The following is a 20053-nucleotide window of genomic DNA, read 5'->3' as shown; positions in this document are numbered from 1 at the left end:
GAACGATGCCGCAGATCCGCCACGAGCCCGTTCCGCCCACCAGCGTGCGCCTGCTGCCCCCGGGCGGCGGCATCGACGCGCACCGGCACGACGGGCACCAGATCGCCTACGCCGCGCGCGGGGTGGTGGCGGTGACCACCGGCGCGGGCGCCTGGATCGCCCCCGCCGACCGCGCCATCTGGGTCCCCGCGGGCACCGTGCACGCCCACCGCGCCCACGGCGGGGTGGAGCTGCACCTGGTCGGCCTGGACTCGGGCGAGGACCCCCTCGGCCTCGACACGCCCGCGGTACTGGCCGTCGAGCCGCTGCTGCGGGAGCTGATCCTGGCCTACACGCGGATGCCCGACGACGGCGCCGCGGAGCGCGCCCGCCTGCGCGGGGTCCTGTTCGACCGGCTCAAGGCCTCGCCGCAGCGCCCGCTCCACCTGCCCGCCCCGTCCGACCCGCGCCTGCAGCAGGTGTGCGCGCTGCTGCGCGAGGACCCCGCCGACGGGCGCACCCTGGCCGAGCTGGGGCGGCGAGTGGGGGCGGGGGAGCGGACGCTGTCACGCCTGTTCCGCGCCGAGCTGGGGATGAGCTTCCCGCAGTGGCGCACCCAGGCCCGGCTGTACAAGGCGCTGGTGCTGCTGGCCGAGGGCGCGCCGGTGACCGCGACGGCCCACGCCTGCGGCTGGTCGTCGGCGAGCGCCTTCATCGACGTCTTCAGGAAGGTCTTCGGGCACACCCCCGGGGCCCACCACGGCGGGGTGGGCCCCGGGGGGCGGTCCGGGGTGCTCAGCCGCCCGCCGCGGCCTCCTCGCGGAACTTGCGGGCCAGGTTCGCCGGGAGCGGCTCGTGCCGCAGGTAGCGGCGGCTGAACGAACCGGTCCCGTGCGCCACCGACCGCAGGTCCACCGCGTAGCGCACCGTCTCCAGCTCCGGCACCTCCGCCTTGACCAGGGTCCGGCCGCCCTCCACCGGCTCGGTGCCCACCACCCGGCCGCGCCGCGCCGCCAGGTCGCTCATCACCGCGCCCACGTAGGCGTCGTCCACCAGCACCGACAGCTCGTCCACCGGCTCCAGCATGGCGGTGTCGCCGTGCTCGGCGGCGTCCCGCAGCGCCAGCCGCCCCGCCTTCTGGAACGCCATGTCGGAGGAGTCCACCGAGTGCGCCTTGCCGTCGTAGAGCGTCACCCTCAGGTCCACCAGCGGGAACCCGGTGCGCCCCCCGCTCTCCATCTGCGCCCGCACGCCCTTCTCCACCGACGGGATGAACTGGCGCGGCACCACCCCGCCGACGATCTCGTCGACGAACTCCAGGCCCGCCCCCGACGGCAGCGGCTCGACCCTGATCCTGCAGATGCCGTACTCGCCGTGCCCGCCGCTCTGCTTGACGTTGCGCCCCAGCCCCTGCGCGGGGACGGTGAAGGTCTCCCGCAGCGGGATGCGCACCTCGCCGGTCTCCACCTCCACCCCGTACCGGGACCTCAGCCGGTCCAGGGCCACGTCCAGGTGCGCCTCCCCGGTGCACCACAGCACCATCTGCCGGGTCTCGGCGTTCACCTCCACCTTGAGCGAGGCGTCCTCGGCGGACAGCTTCGCCACCGCCTGCGCCAGCCGGTCCTCGTCGGACTTGGCGGCCGCGCGCAGCGCCACCGGCAGCAGCGGCTCCGGGAACGACCACGGCAGCACCGTCATCGGGCGGTCCCGCCCCGACAGCGTGTCCCCGGCCTCGGCCGCCGACAGCTTCGCCACCGCGCAGATGTCGCCCGCCACCGCCTTGCCGGCCGGGAGCAGCCGCCGCCCCATCGGCACCGACAGCGCCCCCACCCGCTCCTCGGTGTCCCGGTCGGGCCGGTCGCGGTCCTCGGGGCTGCGCCCGGACACGTGCACCGACTCGTCCGGGTGGAGCGTGCCGGAGAACACCCGCACCAGGCTGACGTGGCCCACGTAGGGGTCGCTGACGGTCTGGAGCACCTGCGCCAGCAGCGGCCCGTCGGGGTCGCACTCCAGCCCCTCCACCGGCCGCCCCGAGGAGTCCACGGTCTCGGGCGCGGGGCGCTCCACGGGCGACGGCGTCGACCGGGGCAGCTCCTCCAGCAGCTCGGCCACGCCCGGCCCGTGCACCGGCGAGACCGGCAGCACCGGGTGCAGCCCGCCGCGCGCCACCGCGGTCTCCAGCGAGGCGACCAGGCGGTCCGGGTCGAGCTCGCCGCCCTCCATGTAGGCCTCCATGAGGACCTCGTCCTCGCTCTCCTGGATGACCTCCTCGATGAGCCCGTTGCGCAGCTCCTCGGCGTGCTCGGCGACGTGTTCAGGGATCGGGCCGCCGGTCGCGCCCGGGTGCGGCGCGTCGGGCCCGTAGTCGAAGTACCGCCGGGACAGCAGCCCCACCAGGCCGGTCAGCACGCGGTCGTCGCCCTCGCCGGTGTAGACGGGCAGGTAGGCCGGGGTCACCCCGGCGCCGAGCTCCTGCCGGAACTGCTCGACGGTGGCCGCCACGTCGGCGCGCGGGTGGTCGACGCGGGTCAGGGCGACCGCGCGCGGCATCCCGGCGGCGGCGCACTCCTCCCACAGCAGCCGGGTGCGCGGGTCCACGCCGTCGAGGGCCGAGAGGGTGAACAGGGCGGCGTCGGCGGCGCGCAGCCCCGCCCGCAGCTCGCCGAGGAAGTCGGCGTAGCCGGGGGTGTCCACCAGGGTGATCTTCAGGCCGCCGGCCGACAGCGGGGCGGTGCTCAGCCCCACCGACCGCTTCTGCCGGATCGCCGCCTCGTCGTGGTCGCCGACGGTGGTGCCCTCCTCCACCCGCCCGCGGCGGTCGGTGGCCCCGGCGGCGTGCAGCAGGGCCTCCATCAGCGTCGTCTTGCCCGCTCCGCTCGGGCCGACCAGCACGACGTTGCGGATGTCCGCGGGCCGGTCGGCCTCGGGTGCCCTGCCGGTGGTCGCTGGTCCGGATTTGTCCGCCATGCTTCCCAACCTTCTCTCGCCCGCTGGGTGTGATCCAGGACACTTCCCACCGTCGCCCGAGCGGCCCCATATCACAAGGGGGTGTCGGCGCGTCGAACCGGGGGTGTCGCCGGAGTGCGGGCGCGGGCGGGCGGAAAGATCCGGAATGTGCCGCAAAGGGGCGGGCATCTCCTAGGCTGAGCCCCGTGCCGTGGTCCGAGAGCATTCCTCAGTTCAGTCTCGTCGGGACGATCCTGGCGGTCGTCCTGCTGGTGTACGCCGCGGTGGGCGAGCCCGTGCTCGGCCGCTTCGCCTACCGGAGGGTCTCCGCCGCACGCGAGCGCGACCCGCGCGCCCTCGTCCGCTTCTACGGGCTGACCCTCGGGGTCCAGTGGGCCTGGGCGGCCGTCATCGCCGCCGCCGTGCTGCTGTCGCCCGGGGTCTCCTGGGGCGACCTGGGCCTGCGCGCGCCCTCGGCGTGGGGGCCGCTGATCGCGGCCGGGCTCGGGTTCGCCCTGGCGCTCGGGGTGATCTGGGTGCTGTCCCGGGCCTCCCGCAGCGGGCGCCCCGGGCCGGCCCTGGCCCCCTCGGCCGAGCCGGGAGGCGACGTCATCGCGGGCCTGGCCCCGCAGACACGCGGGGAGCGGCGCACGGCCGCCGCCCTGGCCGTCACCGCGGGCGTGTGCGAGGAGCTGCTCTACCGCGGCCTGCTCACCGTGCTCGGCGTCTCCTTCGGCCTGCCGGTGTGGGCGGCCGCCGTGCTGTCGTGCGTGCTGTTCGCGGTGGCCCACCTGTACCAGGGGTGGTGGGGCCTGGTGGGCCCCGGCGTGCTGGGGGCCCTGTTGACGGTGCTGTACCTGGGGACCGGGAGCCTGCTCTTCCCGATCCTGCTGCACGTCGCCGTGGAGGCCCGCTCGCTGCTGTTCACCGGGCGCGGCAGGCGCCACGCGGGCCGCCGCGGCGGGCACCGGGGGAGGAAGGGGCCCACCGACGCCGCCCCCGAGGATGAGCCCTACGACGAGGAGCCCTACGACGAGGAGCGGTACGAGCCGGAAGGGCGTGAGCAGTATCACGATCCCTACCGCGCTCCTGGACCTGCGACGGCGCCCGCGCCGATGCCGGGCCCGCCGCCCGCACCTCAGCCCGGCCCCTGGCCGGGGCAGCCGGGCCCCTACGGCCCCGGCCCCCAGGGCCCGCCGCCGGGCCCCCAGGGGCCGCAGGCGCCGCCCTACCGCCCCGGCGACGGCGGGTGGCCGCCCCGCTAGCCTCCACCGCCACAGGTGGTGCACGCCCTCCTTGCGGGACACAGGCCCCCACGACCGCCGATTCCCGAACCGGTCGGGCACGATGGTGGGGTGACCGACGCACCGCTGCGAACCGCCTTCCTGAACCTGCCCGAACGCCGGATGCTCACCACGTCCGACGGCGTGCCCATCGACACGGTGCTGCTCCGCGGCGCCCCCGGCCGCACGTCCGCCGTCGTGGTCGCCAACGGCTTCACCGGCACCTGGCGCAGCCCCGACACCCGGATGATCGCCCAGCGCCTGCTGGCCGCCGGGGACGTGCTGCTGTTCGACTTCCGCGGGCACTACGGCTCCGGCGGCCTGTCCACCGTGGGCAACGAGGAGGTCCACGACCTGGAGGCCGCCGTCGCCCACCTGCGCGGCCTGGGCTACACCGACATCGCCACCATCGGCTTCTCCATGGGCGCCGCCGTGGTGGTGCGCCACGCCGGGCTGCACGGGGGCGTCGGCGCCGCCGTGTCGGTCAGCGGCCCGAGCCGCTGGTACTACCGGGGCTCGCGGCGGATGCGCCTGCTGCACTTCGGGGTCGAGCGCGCCGCCGGGCGCCTCTTCCTGCGGACCGCCCGGCGGGTGCGGGTCACCGACCGGCACTGGGACCCGGTCCCGCCCGACCCCACCGAGATGGCCGCGCACGTGGCCCCCGCGCCGCTGCTGGTGGTGCACGGGGACGCCGACGCCTACTTCCCCCTCGAACACGCCCGGCGCCTGCACGAGGCCTCCGGGGGCCGCGGTGAGCTGTGGATCGAGCGGGGGATGGGCCACGCCGAGCGGGCGATGACGCCCGACCGGGCCCAGCGCGTGGCCGACTGGATCGCCGCCAACCGGGTCCCCGCCGAGGCCCTGTAGGCCCCCACCGGGAACCCGATGGCTACCATCGTCGGATGAATTCCCCAGTCGCGGCCGGAGCCCCCGGCGGGGCGACCGGCCTGCGCGGGCGCCCGTTCCGGCTGCTCATGGCCGCCACGGTCGCCAGCTTCACCGGCTACGTCCTCATGCTGCCCCTGGTCCCGCTGTGGGCGGTGCGGCACGGCGCCTCCGAGGCCGGGGCGGGCGCCGCCACCGCCGTGTTCATGGGGGCCACCGTCGCCGTCCAGCTCTTCATGCCGTGGCTGCTGGGCCGGGCCGGGGGCTATCGCTGGGCCTTCCCGGTCGGCGCCCTGCTCATCGCGCTGCCCACGCCGCTGCTGCTGCTCAGCGGCGGGCTGGGGCCGGTGCTCGCGGTCAGCGCCGTGCGCGGCGCCGGGTTCGGCCTGTTCAGCGTGGCCGGGGCCGCCCTGTCGGCGCGCCTGGTGGAGCCGCGCGAGATCGGCCGCGCCGCCGGGTACTACGGGCTGGCCGTCGGCCTGCCCCATGTGGTCTTCCTCTCCACCGGCGTCGGCGTCGCCCTCCAGCTCGGCTTCGCCCCCGCCTTCTGGACCGCGACCCTGCTGCCTCTGCTGGGCGCCGCCGCCTCGGCGTTCATCGGTCCGGGCCGCGGGGCCGGGGGAGGGGGCGCGGCGGCCGCCGCGCCGGCCCCGTCGCGCCGGGAGCAGGCCGCGGCGATGGCGGTGCCGCTGGCGCTCATGCTCGCCGCCGCGGCGGCCGCCTCCGGGTTCCTCACCTTCCTGTCCATCCCCCTGGAGCGGATGCCCTGGGCGGCCGCGGCGGCGCTGCTGGGGTACGGGGCCGGGTCGGTCGCGCTGCGCTGGGCCGCCGGGGTGGTCAGCGACCGCACCGGGCGCCCGGCCCTGCTGGTCCCGGGCACGGCCGCCTCCGCCGCCGGCGCCGCCCTGGCGGCGTGGGCGCTGTGGAGCCCGGTCCCCGACGGCGCCGCGGGCTGGCTCGCCGTGGCCGGGGCGACCCTGTTCGGCGCCGGGTTCGGCGCGGCGCAGAACGACACCATCACCGTCATGTTCCGGCGCGGCGGCCCCGGCGCCTACGGGACCGCCAGCGCGGCGTGGAACATCGGGTTCGACGGCGGCACCGGCATCGGCGCGGTCGCCCTCGGCTGGGCGATCGGCGCCGCCGGGTACGGCCCGGCCTTCCTCGGCGCCGCCGCCGTGGTGCTGGCCTCCGTGCCCGCCGCCGCGCTCACCGCGCGCACCCGCACGTGACAAGGCCCTCCCCGCGCGGTGCGCGGGGAGGGCCCCGGTCGGCCGGCCACGGGCCTCAGAACGACGAGATGTGCACGTGGTCGTAGTGGTTCTGGGTGACGCTGCCGCGGTCCTCCATCTGCTTCCACCCGGCGCCCGGGTTGCGGGAGTCCCAGATCTTCTGCTCCCAGATGACGTACTTCACGCCCAGCCGGTCGGCGTTGTTCTGCGCGTAGTTCGCCACGCTCTGCCCGATCTGCTGGTTCTGCCCGCTCGGCATGGCCCCGCCCGCGCTCATCATGAAGTCGCAGGCCTGGCCGGTGCCGTGGTCGTCGGCGCTGGACCGCACGCACCCCACCTCGTAGGGGAGGTCGAAGTTGGCGATGATCTCGTCGCGGATCGCCGCCATGCGCGGAGTGGCGCCGTCGAAGCCCCAGCCCTTCAGGCGCTCGGGGACCGGGCCGCCGCCGGTGCCGCCTCCGCCGGAGGAGCCCTCCTCGGGCGGCTCGGGGACCTGCTCGGCCTCGTAGCGCTCGATGCGCTCCTTGATCTCGTCCTTCTTGTCCTTGAGCTCGTCGACGACCTCTTTGGCCTCGTCGTACTTGGCGTCGGCCTTCTCGGAGGCCTCTTCGAGCTCGGCCTTGGACTCGGTGAGGGCCAGCAGCCGCTCGCCGTTGTTGTGCGACACCTGCCCGGCCATGGCGGCGTTGCCGAGGGTCTGCTCGGGGTCGCCGCTCAGCACGACCTCCATGGCGGGGTCGATCCCGCTGCCCTTGTACTGGGCCGCGGCGAGCTCGGTGACGTTCCCGCGGGTCTTCTCGTACTGCTCCTCGACCTCGTCCAGCCGCTTCGCGGCCTTCTGCGCGGCGGCCTTGGCCTCGTCGTAGACGACGAGTTCTCCGTCGAGCTCCTCCTCCAGGTCGTCGGCCTCGGCGTTGAGCTCGTCCAGGCTCGGCTCGTCGTCGTCGGCGTAGGCCGAGGGGGCCGTCAGCAGGAGGGCGGCGGATGCGGCGGCGCCGATGAGCGTGGCGCCCGCGCGCACACGGGTCGAACGTCTGTGGATTCTCACTTCAGGGATCTCCGTCGGGGAGGGGCTGCGTCCGGCCTCGCAGGGGCGCTCAGCGGGAGGGGCGGCTGAGGCCAGGGGGCCGCGCGATGCTGCGCCACACCATACGTGATCCCGCCGTTATCCGCCTAGTGGGTCAGCCGGTGCCGCCGAAGGCGCTGGGCAGCCGCCCCGGCTCGGGCCCGGACGCCGGCGCGGCGGAGGCGGGGGCGCCCGCGGGCAGGAACCAGTCGGAGCGGCGCACCTCGCGCAGGGCCCGGCGCCGGGTGTCCTTGTCGAGCCGGTCCAGGTAGACCATCCCGTCGAGGTGGTCGGTCTCGTGCTGCAGGGCGCGCGCCATCAGCCCGGACCCGCGCACCGTCACCGGCTCGTTGCGCAGGTCCACCCCGCGCACGGTGGCGTGCATCGCCCGCCGGGTGGGGAACCACAGCCCCGGCACCGACAGGCAGCCCTCCTCGTCGTCCTGGACCTCCTCGGACAGCTCCGTGATCTCGGGGTTGATCACGTAGCCGAGCCGCCCGTCCACGCGGTAGCTGAACACCCGCAGGCCCACGCCGATCTGCGGCGCGGCCACCCCGGCGTGCCCGGGTTCGTCGACGGTGTCCAGCAGGTCGTCGACCAGCTTTCGGGTGTGGTCGTCGAACCGTGTGACCGGGGAGGCCGGGGAGACGAGGACGGGGTCGCCGAAGCGGACGATGGGGCGCTTGCTCATGCCCCAAGCCTATTGCGCTCAGGCGGCCGAGGGCTCCAGAGCGTCGTCGATGACCATCTCGATGTAGTCCAGGGCGGCGCGGCGGCGCTCCAGCGCGTTCTCGAACAGCGGGGGCAGCTCGCTGCCGCGGCGCACCCGGAGGCACTCGTTGACGATCCTGTGCCAGCGCTCCGGGAAGGCGTGCAGGGCGTACATCCCCGCGCCGGACTTGGACGTGATCTCGCTCGTGCGCAGGGTGAAGTGCAGCCGCGAGACGCTCAGCACGCTCCACGACGGGGCCAGCGAGCCCAGCGCCGCCAGGCCGCGCGGGGTGAGCAGCCGCCCGGCCTTGGCCCGCCAGCGGCGCCACTGCTCCTCCAGGTTGCCCAGGGACCAGGCGCGCAGGCTCTCGGTCTGGTCGCACACGGCCAGCTCCACCGGCGCCGGGCCGCGCACCGCCACCCCGCGCTCGGCCAGCACGTGCCAGGTGACCGGGTTGACCTCGGCCCGGGTGGAGGTGCGGAACCGACCGCCGACCACGGCGGGCACCGGGCCGCAGGACGCCGGGTCGCGGGTCAGGTCCTCCCAGGTGAGGTGGACCCCGTTGAACTGGGGGCGGTGGATGCGCGCCCGGGTGGCCCCGTGCGCACGGCGCAGCGCGGCCCGCTCGTCCGGGGTGGGCGCCTCGTCGGTGACGACCACGAAGTCCACGTCGCTGGTGTGCGGCCGGAAGTCCCCGAGCGCCACCGACCCGGTCAGGTACAGCCCCCGGACCAGGCCGGGCGCCTCGGCGTCCGCGTTCCGCAGGAACTCGTCGGCCAGCGCCTGCACACGCGGGTGGATCATTACGGGGCACTCCAGATCTGCTCGGGATGGGAGAGGGGGCGCTCGGAGGGGAGCGCGCCGCGTCCCTCCACGTCACGGCATCAAGTCTGAGCAACGCGCGCACCGATGGCAAGTGATCACGCCGCATCAGCATCCTGTCCCCCCACGTCAGGAGGTGTACGGCTGTGTCGCCAAGGTGGTGCGCTCTCCCTTGACGCAGGCCGTCCGCCCGTGCTAGAGGCGGCGTTTCCGGGATTGCACGAGAGAAATACGGCCGCGACCCGCCCGGACGCTGCGGTGCACGGCCCGATGCACGTTCATTTCCCGTTTCGTCATACGGATAATCGCGAAAATGCTCGTGGAAGGTTTGTCGCGCACGTTCCCAGGGGTATTCACGATTTCCCTGATGATTCCCTGGAGCCGTGCGCCGTGCGATACGGGTTCTTCTCTGGAGAGCTTGTCGGATCGGCGTTCCGGAGTAGCCTTCATGGTTCCGGCGCCGACGGCGCCCGTGCTTCTGACGTGCTCTGGAGAGAGTGGAGAGGAAGGCGTGGAATCCCATTCGGAGAATAGCGCGATCCGGGCTATCGTCCCAGCGTCGCCCTCCCTCGACCCGCGTTGCGATGCGCCGCCGCGCCGCGCGTTATCACGCGCGTAACACCTGGTCACCGGAGCGAAACCGCCGAGCCCTAGCATTCGGGCGACGGGCCGGCGCCATGGCGATCGAAATGGAGGCGGTAATGGTCCCCACGATGGTCCTCGTGGCCGACGACGCGAACGACTCCCACCGCGCGCGCTCCCTGCACGACCTCGCCGACGCCGTCGCGGGGCGCGGCGAGGCGCCGGTGGTGCCCGCGTTCGGTTCCCGAAAGGAGGTGCAGCGCGAACTCGACGCCGTCACCGGGCCCAAGGTCGTGGTCCCCGCCTACGTCGCCGGCGGCTGCGTGGACAGCGCCGGGCTCTACGCCTCGCTCGACCTGGGCGCGGACGCCGAGGGCGGGGTGTGCGCCACCGCGCCCCTGGGCGCCGTGCCCTCCCTGGTCGCCGACCTGGCCGGGCGGCTGGCCCGGCGCGGCTGGGAGCCCGGCGACGGGGTGGTGCTGGCCGCGGACGGCGGCGAGTCCGCGGAGGAGCGCCAGGCCGTCGCCGAGGTCGCGCGGATGCTCAGCCGCCGCCTGAGCGCGCCGGTTCAGGTCGGTTACCTGACCGCCTGGGCGCCGACCGTGGCCGACGCGGTGGAGCGGCTGCGCTCCGCCGACACCGGCCGTGTGGCGGTCGCCGTCTGGCGGCTGGTGGCCGACGCCGACTCCGACCGGCTGCGCGCACTGGACGCGGTGGTCACGCCGCCGCTCTGGCCCTCGGAGAACGTGGTCGACACCCTGCTGGCCCAGCACCGGGCCGCCACCGCCCGCCTGGCGGTCTGAGCGGTCCGCATCCCCCGGAACGGGCGCCGCGCCTGCGCGCGGCGCCCGTTCGGGTAGGTTGGCCCGCATGATGGCCGTCTCCCTGCTCTTCATCGTCGCGATCGTGCTGGTCGTCCTTCTGGTCGTGGGCGGAATCGTGTTCGCGGTCGTGGCCGCGTCCCGGAGGTCGTCGCCCCCGCCGCCTGGGCCCGGACAGCCGTACGGACCCCCGCCGCCTCCGCAGCAGGGGCCCGGCCAGGGGCCGCCCCCCGGTCCGTCAGGACCCGGGCCGCAGGGGTACCCGCCGCAGTAGCTGGGCGTTGAGCGCCACCACGATCGTGGACAGGCTCATCAGCACCGCGCCCACCGCCGGGGGGAGCACGAAGCCCACGGGGGCCAGCACCCCGGCCGCCAGCGGCACCGCCGCCACGTTGTACCCGGCCGCCCAGACGAGGTTCTGCACCATCTTCCGGTAGCTCGCCTCGGACAGGGTCCGCACCGACAGCACCCCGCGCGGGTCGTCGGAGGCCAGCACCACCCCGGCCGACTCGATCGCCACGTCCGTCCCGGCCCCGATGGCCACGCCCACGTCCGCGCGGGCCAGGGCCGGGGCGTCGTTCACCCCGTCGCCGACCATCGCCACGGCGTGCCCGCGGCCCTGCAGGTCCCGCACCACCGAGTCCTTGTCGTCCGGGCGGACCTCGGCGAAGACCTCGTCCACGCCCAGCCGGGAGGCGACCGCGTCGGCCACGTTGCGCGCGTCCCCGGTCACCATGGCCACCCGCACCCCGCGGGCGTGCAGGTCGCGCACGGCCTCGGCGGACTCCGGCCGCACCTCGTCGGCCAGCGCCAGCGCCCCGGCGACCGCCCCGTCGGCGATCACGTGCAGCACCGTCGCGCCGGCGGACCGCCAGTCGCGGGTGGCCTGGGCCAGCGCCGCGGGCTCGGACAGCCCCCGGTCGGCGAGCATCCCCGGCCCACCCACCGACACCTCGGTGCCCCCGACGGTCGCGTGCACGCCGCGCCCGGTCTCGGAGCGGAAGCCCTCGGCCCGCGGCACCGGTCCGCGCTCCCCGGCCGCCCGCACGATCGCCTTGGCCAGCGGGTGCTCGGAGTCGGACTCGGCCGCCCCGGCCAGGGCCAGCACCTCCTCCTCGGTGCGCCCGGGCGCCGCCGCGGTGCCCGAGACCGCCGGGCGGCCCTTGGTCAGCGTGCCGGTCTTGTCGAACAGCACCGTGTCCACCTGCCGCATCCGCTCCAGCGCCAGCCGGTCCTTGACGAGGATCCCGGCCCGGGCCGACTTGGCCGTGGAGATGGCGATCACCAGCGGGATGGCCAGTCCCAGGGCGTGGGGGCAGGCGATGACCAGCACCGTCACGGTCCGGGTGACCGCGTCGGAGGGGGCGCCCAGCAGCGACCACACCACCGCGGTGACGATCCCGGCGCCCAGGGCGAACCAGAACAGCAGGGCCGCGGCGCGGTCGGCCAGCGCCTGGGCCCGGGAGCGGGACTCCTGGGCCTCGGCGACCAGCCGCTGGATCCCGGCCAGGGCGGTGTCCTCGCCGACCGCGTCCACGCGGACCCGGATCGCCGAGTCGGTGGCCACCGTCCCGGCGACCACGGCGGCGCCGGGGCCGCGATGCACGGTGCGCGACTCGCCGGTGATCATCGACTCGTCCATGGCGGCGCCGCCCTCGGCGACGGTGCCGTCGGCGGGGACGCGCCCGCCCGAGCGCACCAGCACGGTGTCCCCGGTCCGCAGCTCCGCGACGGGCGCCTGTTCGACCGCGCCGTCGGGGCCGATCCGCTCGGCGGTGTCGGGCAGCAGCTCGGCCAGGGCCTCCAGGGCGCCCGAGGCCTGCCCCAGCGCCCGCATCTCCAGCCAGTGGCCCAGCAGCATGATCACCACCAGCAGCACCAGCTCCCACCAGAAGTCGAGCTCCGGGCCGACCGCGCCGAGCGAGGACAGCAGGCTGGAGCCGAAGGCGACGGAGATCGCCATCGCGACCAGCGTCATCATCCCCGGGCGCAGGGAGCGCAGCTCGGAGACGGCGCCGCTGAGGAAGGGCCAGCCGCCGTAGACGAAGACGGCGGTGCCCAGCAGAGGGGGGACCCACATCAGCGGGTTCGGCACGGTGTAGCCGAGCCATCCGGCGATCATGTGGCTGGTGAAGACCACGGGGACCGACAGGGCCAGGCTGAGCCAGAAGCGGTCGCGGAAGACCTTGGCGTGGTCCCCGTGCCCGCCGTGCCCCGCGTGTCCGCCATGGCCGCCGTGGTCTCCGTGTCCGGCGTGCTCCCCGTGGCCGCCATGGCCGCCATGGCCGTGGTGGTCCGCGTGCGCCACGCCGCCGTGGGCGTGTTCCTCGTGGTCGGCCGCCATGTTCCGCCTCCATGGGGTGTCGTCCGGCTCGTCCGTACGGCTCCTTTATACCCCTAGGGGGTATCGGTATGTCAAGGGGTGGTGCGGCGCATGGGGGTCGGGGGTATAGAGCGCGGGGCGCGGTGGGTAGGACTCCCCGCGACGCCGTCCGGAACGGGGGCGTTCCACGGTCAACCGCGGCGTCAAGGGGGGCGACATCAAACCCGGAGCACGGGGCGTACCGATCCCTAAGGTGGACCCATGAGCTATGGCACAGCGCAGTTGGTCGACGACAGGCAGCGACAGCGGCTGTTGCGCAGATTCGGCGGCGGCGCGGCAGGGTGGCTGGACGAGCTCCCCGAGCGGGTGGACGCGCTCGCCCGCGAATGGGACCTGACCGTCGACGGACCCGCCCCCCACGGGCGCACCTCGGTCGTGCTGCACTGCACGCTGGCCGACGGCTCGGCCGCCATCATGAAGGTCTCGCCCGACCCGGGCCTGGGCACCTCCGAGGCGCGCGTGCTGCGCCTGTGGGAGGGCACCGGCCGCGTCCCCCGGGTGTGGGGCGTGGACCAGGCCCGCGGCGCCCTGCTGCTGGAGGCCATCGGCGAGGGCCGCACCGTCGCCATGGGCAAGCGGGTCCCGCCCATGCGCGAGATCGGCGCCCTCATCGCCGACCTGCACGCGGTTCCCGTCTCGCGGCAGGAGCGGATGGAGCTGAACCCGCTCGTCAACCGCATGCAGTTCCTCTTCGACCAGTGGGACCGGATGCGCGCCGAGGGCCCCGCCGCCGACCTGGTCCCCGCCTCGCTGCTGCACCACGGCCACGCCTGGGCGCGCGCCCTGGCGCACGGCGCGAGCGAGGAGGAGCGCGTCCCCCTCCACGGGGACCTGCACCCCGGCAACGTCCTGGACGGTGGGCCCGAGCGCGGCCTGGTCGCCGTCGACCCGCGGGCCTGCCTCGGCGACCCCGCCGCCGATGGCATCGACTGGGTGCTGTGGCGCACCCAGGGCTGCGACGAGGCGCGCGCCCGGGCCGCGGAACTGGCCGGCGCCATGGGCGTGCCCGCCGAGCGGCTGATGGACTGGTGCCGCGCGGTGGCGCCCGTCTACGCCGTGGCCCTCGCCGACCGCGGGCGCGCCGAGGGCGACCAGTTCGCCTTCCTCATGGAGCTGGCCGACGGCGGCTGAGGCGCGACGCCCGGTAGGCGGCGGACGGCGGCGGGTGGCCACAAGCGGACCGCCCATTTACTTTTCCGGTGTGCGTGGGTTTTCGTTCAAGCCGAGTGAAGCCCGGCGACGCACGGGTGCGGAAACGTCCCATGGCGCCCGTGCACCACCCGCGGACATAAGGAGACCCATGCCGCGCACCCCCAGATGGATCGCCCTGGCCACCACCGCCGCCACCGCCGGAGCGCTCTTCGCCTCCGTGCAGGCCCCCGCGGCCGCCGCCCCCGCCGAGCGCCCGGCCCCGGCGCCCGCCGAGGGGTCGCTGGTGGACGAGCCCTGGGTGATCGCCCACCGCGGTGCCTCCGCCTACCGCCCCGAGCACACGCTGGCGGCCGAGAAGCTGGCCTACAGGATGGGCGCCGACGTCATCGAGCCCGACCTGGTGCCCACCAAGGACGGCCACCTGGTGGTCCGGCACGAGAACGAGCTGAGCGGCACCACCGACGTGGCCGACCGGCCCGAGTTCGCCGACCGGCGCACCACCAAGACCATCGACGGGCGCAGCGTCACCGGCTGGTTCTCCGAGGACTTCACGCTCAAGGAGATCAAGACCCTGCGGGCCGTCGAGCGCGTGCCCGACATCCGCCCGGACAACACCCGCTTCGACGGCGCCTTCACGATCCCCACGTGGGAGGAGGTCGTCGCGCTGTGGGAGCGCAAGACCCGCAACCCCAAGTACCGGGACGTCAAGCTCATCCCCGAGCTGAAGCACGGCGCCTACTTCGACTCCATCGGCCTGGACACCGAGGAGGCGCTGGCCGAGTCCCTGAAGGAGCACGGCCTGGACGGCGAGGACGCGCCCGTCATCGTCCAGTCCTTCGAGCCGGAGAGCGCGCGCGAGGTGGACGAGCGGGTCGACACCCCCGTGGTGCAGCTCATCGGCTCCGGGCAGCAGGAGCTGACCACCCCCGAGGCGCTCGACGGCATCGCCGAGTACGCCGACGCCATCGGCCCCGACCTGCGCTGGGTGCTGCCCATCGGGGAGGACGGCCGCGCCGGGGAGCCCACCGCCCTGGTCGCCGACGCCCACGAGCGGGGCCTGCTCGTCACCCCCTACACCCTGCGCAGCGAGAACGGCTTCCTGCCCGAGGGGTACCGCACGAGCGACGACCCCACCGCCTACGGCGACTACATGGACTACTACACGGCCGTCCTGCGCACCGGCGTGGACGGGGTCTTCTCCGACAACCCCGACCACCTGCGCGAGGCCCGCGACGCCTACCTCGACGAGCGGGCCTGAGCCCCGCTCAGCCGCTCTTCTCGAAGCGGTAGCCCATCCCCGCCTCCGTGATCAGGTAGCGGGGGTGGGCGGGGTCCGGCTCCAGCTTGCGCCGCAGCTGCGCCATGTACACGCGCAGGTAGTTGGTCTCGCTCTGGTAGGCCGGGCCCCACACGTCGTGCAGGAGCTGGCGCTGGCTCACCAGCCGCCCGGCGTTGCGCGCCAGGATCTCCAGGATGTGCCACTCGGTGGGGGTGAGCCGCACCTCCCTGCCCTCCCGCTCCACCCTCTTGGCGCCCAGGTCCACGGTGAAGGCGTCGGTGGCCACCACCGGCGCCTCCTCCACGTGCACCGAGCGCCGCTGGGCCGCGCGGATCCGCGCCAGCAGCTCGTCCATCCCGAACGGCTTGGTCACGTAGTCGTCGGCGCCCTGGTCCAGGGAGCGCACCTTCTCGCTGGCCGAATGGCGCGCCGAGAGCACGATGATGGGCACCTGCGTCCACCCGCGCAGCCCCTCGATCACGTCGCCGCCCTCCATGTCGGGCAGGCCCAGGTCGAGCAGGACCAGGTCCGGGGGGCTCTTGGCGGCCGCCTGCAGGGCCGAGGCCCCGTCGAAGGCGGTGTCCACGTCGTATCCCCGGGCGCGCAGGTTGATCCGCATGGCCCGGATGATCTGGGCGTCGTCGTCGACGACGAGAATCCGCATCAGGCGTCCTCGGTTTCCGGTTCGGGCCCCGCGCCCTCGGGGGCGGCGGAGCGCAGGGTGAAGACCATCGTCAGGCCGCCGCCGGGGGTGTCCTCGGCGGCCAGGCCGCCGTCCATGGCCTCGGCGAACCCGCGGGCCACGGCCAGCCCCAGGCCGATGCCGGTGCCGCGGGGGGCGTCCCCGAGGCGCTGGAAGGCCTCGAAGATCCGCTCCTTGTACTCGTCGGCGACGCCGGCGCCGTGGTCGACGATGCGCAGCTGCACGGCGCCCTCGTGGGCGCTGGCGGCCACCCGCACCGGCGGCCCGCCGGCGGGGGAGTGGCGCACCGCGTTCTGCAGCACGTTGGCCACCGCCCGCTCCAGCAGGCCGGTGTCCACCCGCACCCGCGGCAGCGCGTCGGGCACGTCCACCTCCACCGCGGACGGGGGCACCCCGATGAGCGCGGCCGGGACCACCTCCTCCAGGCCCACCTCGCGGATCTTGGGGGTGACCGTCTCGGTCTGCAGGCGGCTCATGTCCAACAGGTTGCCCACCAGCCCGTTGAGCCGGTCGGTGGACTCCTCGATGTTCTCCAGGAGTTCGCCGCGGTCCTCCTCGTCCAGGTGGATCTCGGGCGAGCGCAGGCTCGACACGCTGGCCTTGATGGAGGTCAGCGGGGTGCGCAGGTCGTGCGAGACGGCCGCCAGCAGCGCCGTGCGGATCTTGTTCCCGGCCGCCTGGCGCCGCGCCAGTGCGGCGTCGCGGGCCAGCCGCTGGCGCTCCAGGGCGATGCCGATGTGGCTGGCGAACGCGCTGAGGATCTGCCGGTCGGCGGCGGGCAGCACCCGCCCGCGCAGCGCCAGGGCCAGCGAGTCGCTCACCGACACCAGGGCGTCGGCCTCGTCCGGGGTGGCGCACGGCGCGTCGCCGTGGCTCTCCACCAGCGACCAGGTGCCGTCGTCGCGCTGCTCCAGCAGCGCCACGGAGCGCTGGGCGAACGTCTCGCGGATGCGGACCAGCAGCGCGCGCAGCGGGTTCTCCGAGGCCAGCACGCTCCCCGCCAGCAGGGAGATGGTGGAGGCCTCCGAGCGCGCGCGGGCGGCGGCCAGGGAGTGGCGTTTGGACAGGTCCACCACGAACGCCACCAGCACGCCGACGAACACGAACACCCCCAGTGCGAGAGCGTTGTCCGGCTCGGCGATGGTGACCCGGTACAGCGGCGGGGTGAACAGCACGTTCAGCAGCATGCTCCCCCAGACCGCCGAGACGATCGACGGCCACAGTCCGCCCACCATCGCCACCCCGACGGTCGCGATGAGGAACAGGAGCAGGTCGGTGGTGAGCCCCAGGCCGTCGAACGGGGGCAGGTGCAGCACGCCCGCCAGCAGCGGCGGCAGCAGCACCGCCATCGCCCAGCCCCAGGCGGTGCGGGCCCGGCTGATCGACCCGCGCAGCGGCGGTAGCAGCCCCCGGCCGCTGCCGACCTCCTCGTGCGTGACGATGTGCACGTCGATGTCGCCGGACTCGCGGGCCACCGTGGCGCCCACGCCGGGGCCGAACGCGTGCTGCCAGGCGCGGCGGCGCGAGGAGCCCAGCACGATCTGGGTGGCGTTCACCCCGCGGGCGAACTCCAGCAGCGCCGTGGGCACGTCGTCGCCGATCACCTGGTGGTAGGTGCCGCCCAGCTCGGCCAGCAGCCGCTTCTGCCGCAGCAGCGCGTCGGTCGCCACCCGGGCCAGCCCGTCCCCGGCGGCCACGTGCACCGCCATCAGGTGGCTGGGCTGGGGCTGGCCGCCGCGCAGCCGCGCCGAGATGCGCGCCGCCCGCCGGATCAGCGTCTCGCCCTCGGGGCCGCCGGTCAGGGCGACCACGATGCGCTCGCGCGCCTCCCAGGTATGCCGGATCTTGTGCTCGCCGCGGTAGCGGGCCAGGCCCTCGTCGACCCGGTCGGCGACCCACAGCAGCGCCAGCTCGCGCAGGGCGGTCAGGTTGCCCTCGCGGAAGTAGTTGGACAGCGCGGCGTCGACCTTCTCGGCCGGGTAGATGTTGCCGTGCGACATGCGGCGCCGCAGCGCGAACGGCGACATGTCGCACAGCTCGATCTGGTCGGCGCGGCGCACGATCTCGTCGGGGATCGTCTCGCGCTGCCGGGTGCCGGTGATCTGCTTGATGACGTCGTTGAGCGACTCCAGGTGCTGGATGTTCACCGTGGAGATGACGTCGATCCCGGCGTTGAGCAGCTCGTCGACGTCCTGCCAGCGCTTGGCGTTGCGGCTGCCGGGGACGTTGGTGTGCGCCAGCTCGTCGACCAGGGCCACCTTCGGTGCGCGCCGCAGCGCGGCGTCGACGTCGAACTCCTCGAACACCGCCCCGCGGTGCTCGACGCGTCGGCGCGGCAGCGTCTCCAGGCCCTCGGCGAGCGCGGCGGTGCGGCGCCGGCCGTGCGTCTCGACGAAGCCGATGACCACGTCGGTGCCGCGGTCGGCGCGTCGGCGGGTCTCGCTGAGCGCGGCGTAGGTCTTGCCGACCCCGGGCGCCGCCCCGAGGTAGATCCGCAGTCGTCCTCGTGTCACACCATCCATTGTGGGTGATTTCGCCTGGTCTTCCACTGCTGGCCGGCCCGGCGGGGCCGCGTGCCCTCGGGGACCGGAACCGGCCGATTTGCCATTGAAGGGGGTGTCCGGGGAGGAATCGCCGCATCTTAACGGGGCCCTGATGGCCGCCCCGGCGACCTTGACGGGGCGTTGACGCCGTCGTGGGGCGGGGAGCGCCGGTTGTACGGTGATCCACGTCCCGAACGTTCGGGCGTTCCCCCGTCTTCCCCCCGAGGAGTCCCCACGATGTCCGTCGGTCCCCCCAATCCCCCGAACGGCCCGCAGTTCCCCGGAGCGCCCGGCGGGCCGGCCTTCCCCGGAGCGCAGGGCGGCCCCACGCCCCCGCCGCCCGGTGGTATGCCCCCGGGCGGGATGCCCCCGGGAGGCGGGATGCCCCCCGGTGGTATGCCACCCGGCGGGATGCCCCCGGGCGGGGCGCCGCAGGGCGGCAGGCCCAACCGGGGCATGCTCTTCGCCCTCATCGGCGGCGGTGCCGCGCTGGTCCTGGTCGTCGCCGTCGTCGCGGTGGTCCTGGCCACCCGGACCGGCCCCGCCTACGCGTCCCTGCCCGGCTGCGACGACATCCTGCCGGAGGACGCGCTGGCCGGGATCGGCGACCTCGAAGGGGCCGACGTGGACGAGGAGACCGGGGGCGCCTTCGGCGAGGACGAGGACATCGTCGGAGGGCTGATCTGCACGGACGGCGGCGGCGGTGAGGACCTTCCGCGGTTCAACGTGAGCATCGCGCTGTACGACCCCGCTACCCGCGAGCGCGACTACCGGCAGCTGGAGCGCGAGTTCGAGCGGGCGACCGAGGACTACGACGACATCCTGGCCGGCGAGATGGAAGCCGACGACGAGGACTACCTCTCCGAGCCGCTGGAGGAGCTCTCCCTGTCGGTCGGGGACGACCGGCGCGGGTACCTGATGTCGGACGACTACATGACCGAGGACGTGGAGTACGGCGTCGTGTACTTCCGGATGTCCAACGTGTTCGCGATCGTCAGCTACTACGGCGAGGACGAACCGGTCGAGGAGAAGGGCGACGCGGTCGTCGACCTGGCCCAGGAGGTCGCCTCCGGCCTGAAGAGCGAGGCCACGCGCGTCTGACCGGCCGCCCTGCCCCGCGTTGCCCTGGGGAGGTACGCCCCTGAAAAGCGTGGCCTGGGCTCCGGGTTCAGGGTCTTCGCGGTGAGGGGTGGCGGGCGGTGCAGCCGGGAGAGGGCGGTCGGTGCTTCCGGCCACGTTGTCGGCCGTCAGGCGTGTGCGTGGTCACCGTTAATGGCAGCGACGGCGAGAGCAGGGCGGTTCCCGGTCCTTGCTTGCCGTCCGGCGGGTCGCTGGTGGTCCGGGAGGGTGGGCGGCTGCGCTGGTACCCCGCTCACGGGCCCCGGCCGGGCGGCGGCCCGCCGGAGTGTGAGCGGGATGGCGGCGACGACGAAGGTCGGCGGCCCTCGCCGCAGCGCTGTCGGCCGTCCGGCGTGTGCGTGGTCACCGTTGATGGCAGCGACGGCGAGAGCAGGGCGGTTCCCGGTCCTTGCTTGCCGTCCGGCGGGTCGCTGGTGGTCCGGGAGGGTGGGCGGCTGCGCTGGTACCCCGCTCACGGGCCCCGGCCGGGCGGCGGCCCGCCGGAGTGTGAGCGGGATGGCGGCGACGACGAAGGTCGGCGGCCCTCGC

The 20053-nt window shown here is 74.7% G+C and carries 16 protein-coding genes; 9 read left to right on the top strand and 7 right to left on the bottom strand.

What is annotated here, in order from left to right:
- The first annotated feature begins 5 nt into the window (after positions 1–5).
- Positions 6–857: an AraC family transcriptional regulator gene (locus tag O4J56_RS09355; RefSeq protein WP_270685187.1), complete on the top strand. Its 852-nt coding sequence runs from the start codon at positions 6–8 to the stop codon at positions 855–857.
- Here O4J56_RS09355 and O4J56_RS09350 read toward each other — a convergent pair.
- Positions 775–2946, bottom strand: a complete 2172-nt coding sequence (locus O4J56_RS09350; protein WP_270685186.1) for an elongation factor G-like protein EF-G2 — start codon at positions 2944–2946, stop codon at positions 775–777. The genes O4J56_RS09355 and O4J56_RS09350 overlap by 83 nt on opposite strands.
- Positions 2947–3131: 185 nt before the next feature.
- Between O4J56_RS09350 and O4J56_RS09345 the strand changes: the two genes are divergently transcribed.
- The 3 genes from O4J56_RS09345 (at position 3132) to O4J56_RS09335 (ending at position 6322) form a co-directional block, all read left to right on the top strand.
- Positions 3132–4190, top strand: a complete 1059-nt coding sequence (locus O4J56_RS09345) for a CPBP family intramembrane glutamic endopeptidase (RefSeq protein WP_270685184.1) — start codon at positions 3132–3134, stop codon at positions 4188–4190.
- A 90-nt stretch (positions 4191–4280) separates the two neighbouring features.
- A complete protein-coding gene (locus O4J56_RS09340) occupies positions 4281–5075 on the top strand; it encodes an alpha/beta hydrolase family protein (protein ID WP_270685182.1) in 795 nt (264 codons plus the stop codon).
- Between the two features lie 35 nt (positions 5076–5110).
- Positions 5111–6322, top strand: coding sequence for an MFS transporter (locus O4J56_RS09335; protein WP_270685180.1), 1212 nt, complete (start codon positions 5111–5113; stop codon positions 6320–6322).
- 55 nt (positions 6323–6377) lie between these two features.
- Here the strand turns inward: O4J56_RS09335 and O4J56_RS09330 are convergent, their stop codons facing one another.
- The 3 genes from O4J56_RS09330 to O4J56_RS09320 form a co-directional block, all read right to left on the bottom strand.
- A complete protein-coding gene (locus tag O4J56_RS09330; RefSeq protein WP_270685270.1) occupies positions 6378–7343 on the bottom strand; it encodes a coiled-coil domain-containing protein in 966 nt (321 codons plus the stop codon).
- Between the two features lie 160 nt (positions 7344–7503).
- Positions 7504–8079, bottom strand: coding sequence for a peptide deformylase (gene def, locus O4J56_RS09325; protein WP_270685179.1), 576 nt, complete (start codon positions 8077–8079; stop codon positions 7504–7506).
- An 18-nt stretch (positions 8080–8097) separates the two neighbouring features.
- Positions 8098–8904 (bottom strand): nucleotidyltransferase domain-containing protein, encoded by an 807-nt coding sequence (locus O4J56_RS09320; RefSeq protein ID WP_270685177.1) that lies wholly within the window; start codon positions 8902–8904, stop codon positions 8098–8100.
- A 719-nt stretch (positions 8905–9623) separates the two neighbouring features.
- On the opposite strand from O4J56_RS09320, the gene O4J56_RS09315 reads away from it, so the two are divergent.
- Together O4J56_RS09315 and O4J56_RS09310 are read left to right on the top strand one after the other, a co-directional pair.
- A complete protein-coding gene (locus tag O4J56_RS09315; RefSeq protein WP_270685175.1) occupies positions 9624–10307 on the top strand; it encodes a sirohydrochlorin chelatase in 684 nt (227 codons plus the stop codon).
- A 67-nt stretch (positions 10308–10374) separates the two neighbouring features.
- Entirely contained in the window at positions 10375–10599 is a 225-nt protein-coding gene (locus O4J56_RS09310; protein WP_270685174.1) for a hypothetical protein, read from the top strand.
- Here O4J56_RS09310 and O4J56_RS09305 read toward each other — a convergent pair.
- A complete protein-coding gene (locus O4J56_RS09305; protein ID WP_270685172.1) occupies positions 10564–12669 on the bottom strand; it encodes a heavy metal translocating P-type ATPase in 2106 nt (701 codons plus the stop codon). The two genes, O4J56_RS09310 and O4J56_RS09305, sit on opposite strands and share 36 nt — an antisense overlap.
- Positions 12670–12909: 240 nt before the next feature.
- Between O4J56_RS09305 and O4J56_RS09300 the strand changes: the two genes are divergently transcribed.
- Together O4J56_RS09300 and O4J56_RS09295 are read left to right on the top strand one after the other, a co-directional pair.
- Positions 12910–13839 (top strand): aminoglycoside phosphotransferase family protein, encoded by a 930-nt coding sequence (locus O4J56_RS09300; protein WP_270685171.1) that lies wholly within the window; start codon positions 12910–12912, stop codon positions 13837–13839.
- Positions 13840–14008: 169 nt separating this feature from the next.
- Positions 14009–15118, top strand: a complete 1110-nt coding sequence (locus O4J56_RS09295) for a glycerophosphodiester phosphodiesterase family protein (protein ID WP_270685169.1) — start codon at positions 14009–14011, stop codon at positions 15116–15118.
- 7 nt (positions 15119–15125) lie between these two features.
- Here the strand turns inward: O4J56_RS09295 and O4J56_RS09290 are convergent, their stop codons facing one another.
- Positions 15126–15803, bottom strand: a complete 678-nt coding sequence (locus O4J56_RS09290) for a response regulator (protein WP_270685168.1) — start codon at positions 15801–15803, stop codon at positions 15126–15128.
- Complete coding sequence (locus O4J56_RS09285; RefSeq protein ID WP_270685166.1) at positions 15803–18364, bottom strand: sensor histidine kinase; 2562 nt, start codon at positions 18362–18364, stop codon at positions 15803–15805. The genes O4J56_RS09290 and O4J56_RS09285 overlap by 1 nt, the downstream gene beginning before the upstream one ends.
- Before the next feature lie 402 nt (positions 18365–18766).
- Here O4J56_RS09285 and O4J56_RS09280 point away from each other — a divergent pair, with 402 nt between their 5' ends.
- Positions 18767–19486 carry a hypothetical protein gene (locus O4J56_RS09280; RefSeq protein ID WP_270685164.1) on the top strand — a complete coding sequence of 240 codons (720 nt, stop codon included), beginning with the start codon at positions 18767–18769 and terminating at the stop codon, positions 19484–19486.
- Positions 19487–20053: the final 567 nt, after the last annotated feature.

The sequence above is a fragment of the Nocardiopsis endophytica genome, from assembly GCF_027706725.1.
GTDB lineage: Bacteria > Actinomycetota > Actinomycetes > Streptosporangiales > Streptosporangiaceae > Nocardiopsis_A > Nocardiopsis_A endophytica.
The sequence above is the reverse complement of the archived record's forward strand: the minus strand, read 5'-3'. Positions and strand labels throughout refer to the sequence as shown.

Coding starts and splice junctions, on each gene's coding strand:
- O4J56_RS09355 (WP_270685187.1), top strand. CDS start 6: ATGCCGCAGATCCGCCACGAGCCCGTTCCGCCCACCAGCGTGCGCCTG.
- O4J56_RS09350 (WP_270685186.1), bottom strand. CDS start 2,946: ATGGCGGACAAATCCGGACCAGCGACCACCGGCAGGGCACCCGAGGCC.
- O4J56_RS09335 (WP_270685180.1), top strand. CDS start 5,111: ATGAATTCCCCAGTCGCGGCCGGAGCCCCCGGCGGGGCGACCGGCCTG.
- def (WP_270685179.1), bottom strand. CDS start 8,079: ATGAGCAAGCGCCCCATCGTCCGCTTCGGCGACCCCGTCCTCGTCTCC.
- O4J56_RS09320 (WP_270685177.1), bottom strand. CDS start 8,904: ATGATCCACCCGCGTGTGCAGGCGCTGGCCGACGAGTTCCTGCGGAAC.
- O4J56_RS09315 (WP_270685175.1), top strand. CDS start 9,624: ATGGTCCCCACGATGGTCCTCGTGGCCGACGACGCGAACGACTCCCAC.
- O4J56_RS09310 (WP_270685174.1), top strand. CDS start 10,375: ATGATGGCCGTCTCCCTGCTCTTCATCGTCGCGATCGTGCTGGTCGTC.
- O4J56_RS09305 (WP_270685172.1), bottom strand. CDS start 12,669: ATGGCGGCCGACCACGAGGAACACGCCCACGGCGGCGTGGCGCACGCG.
- O4J56_RS09300 (WP_270685171.1), top strand. CDS start 12,910: ATGAGCTATGGCACAGCGCAGTTGGTCGACGACAGGCAGCGACAGCGG.
- O4J56_RS09295 (WP_270685169.1), top strand. CDS start 14,009: ATGCCGCGCACCCCCAGATGGATCGCCCTGGCCACCACCGCCGCCACC.
- O4J56_RS09290 (WP_270685168.1), bottom strand. CDS start 15,803: ATGCGGATTCTCGTCGTCGACGACGACGCCCAGATCATCCGGGCCATG.
- O4J56_RS09285 (WP_270685166.1), bottom strand. CDS start 18,364: ATGGATGGTGTGACACGAGGACGACTGCGGATCTACCTCGGGGCGGCG.
- O4J56_RS09280 (WP_270685164.1), top strand. CDS start 18,767: ATGCCCCCCGGTGGTATGCCACCCGGCGGGATGCCCCCGGGCGGGGCG.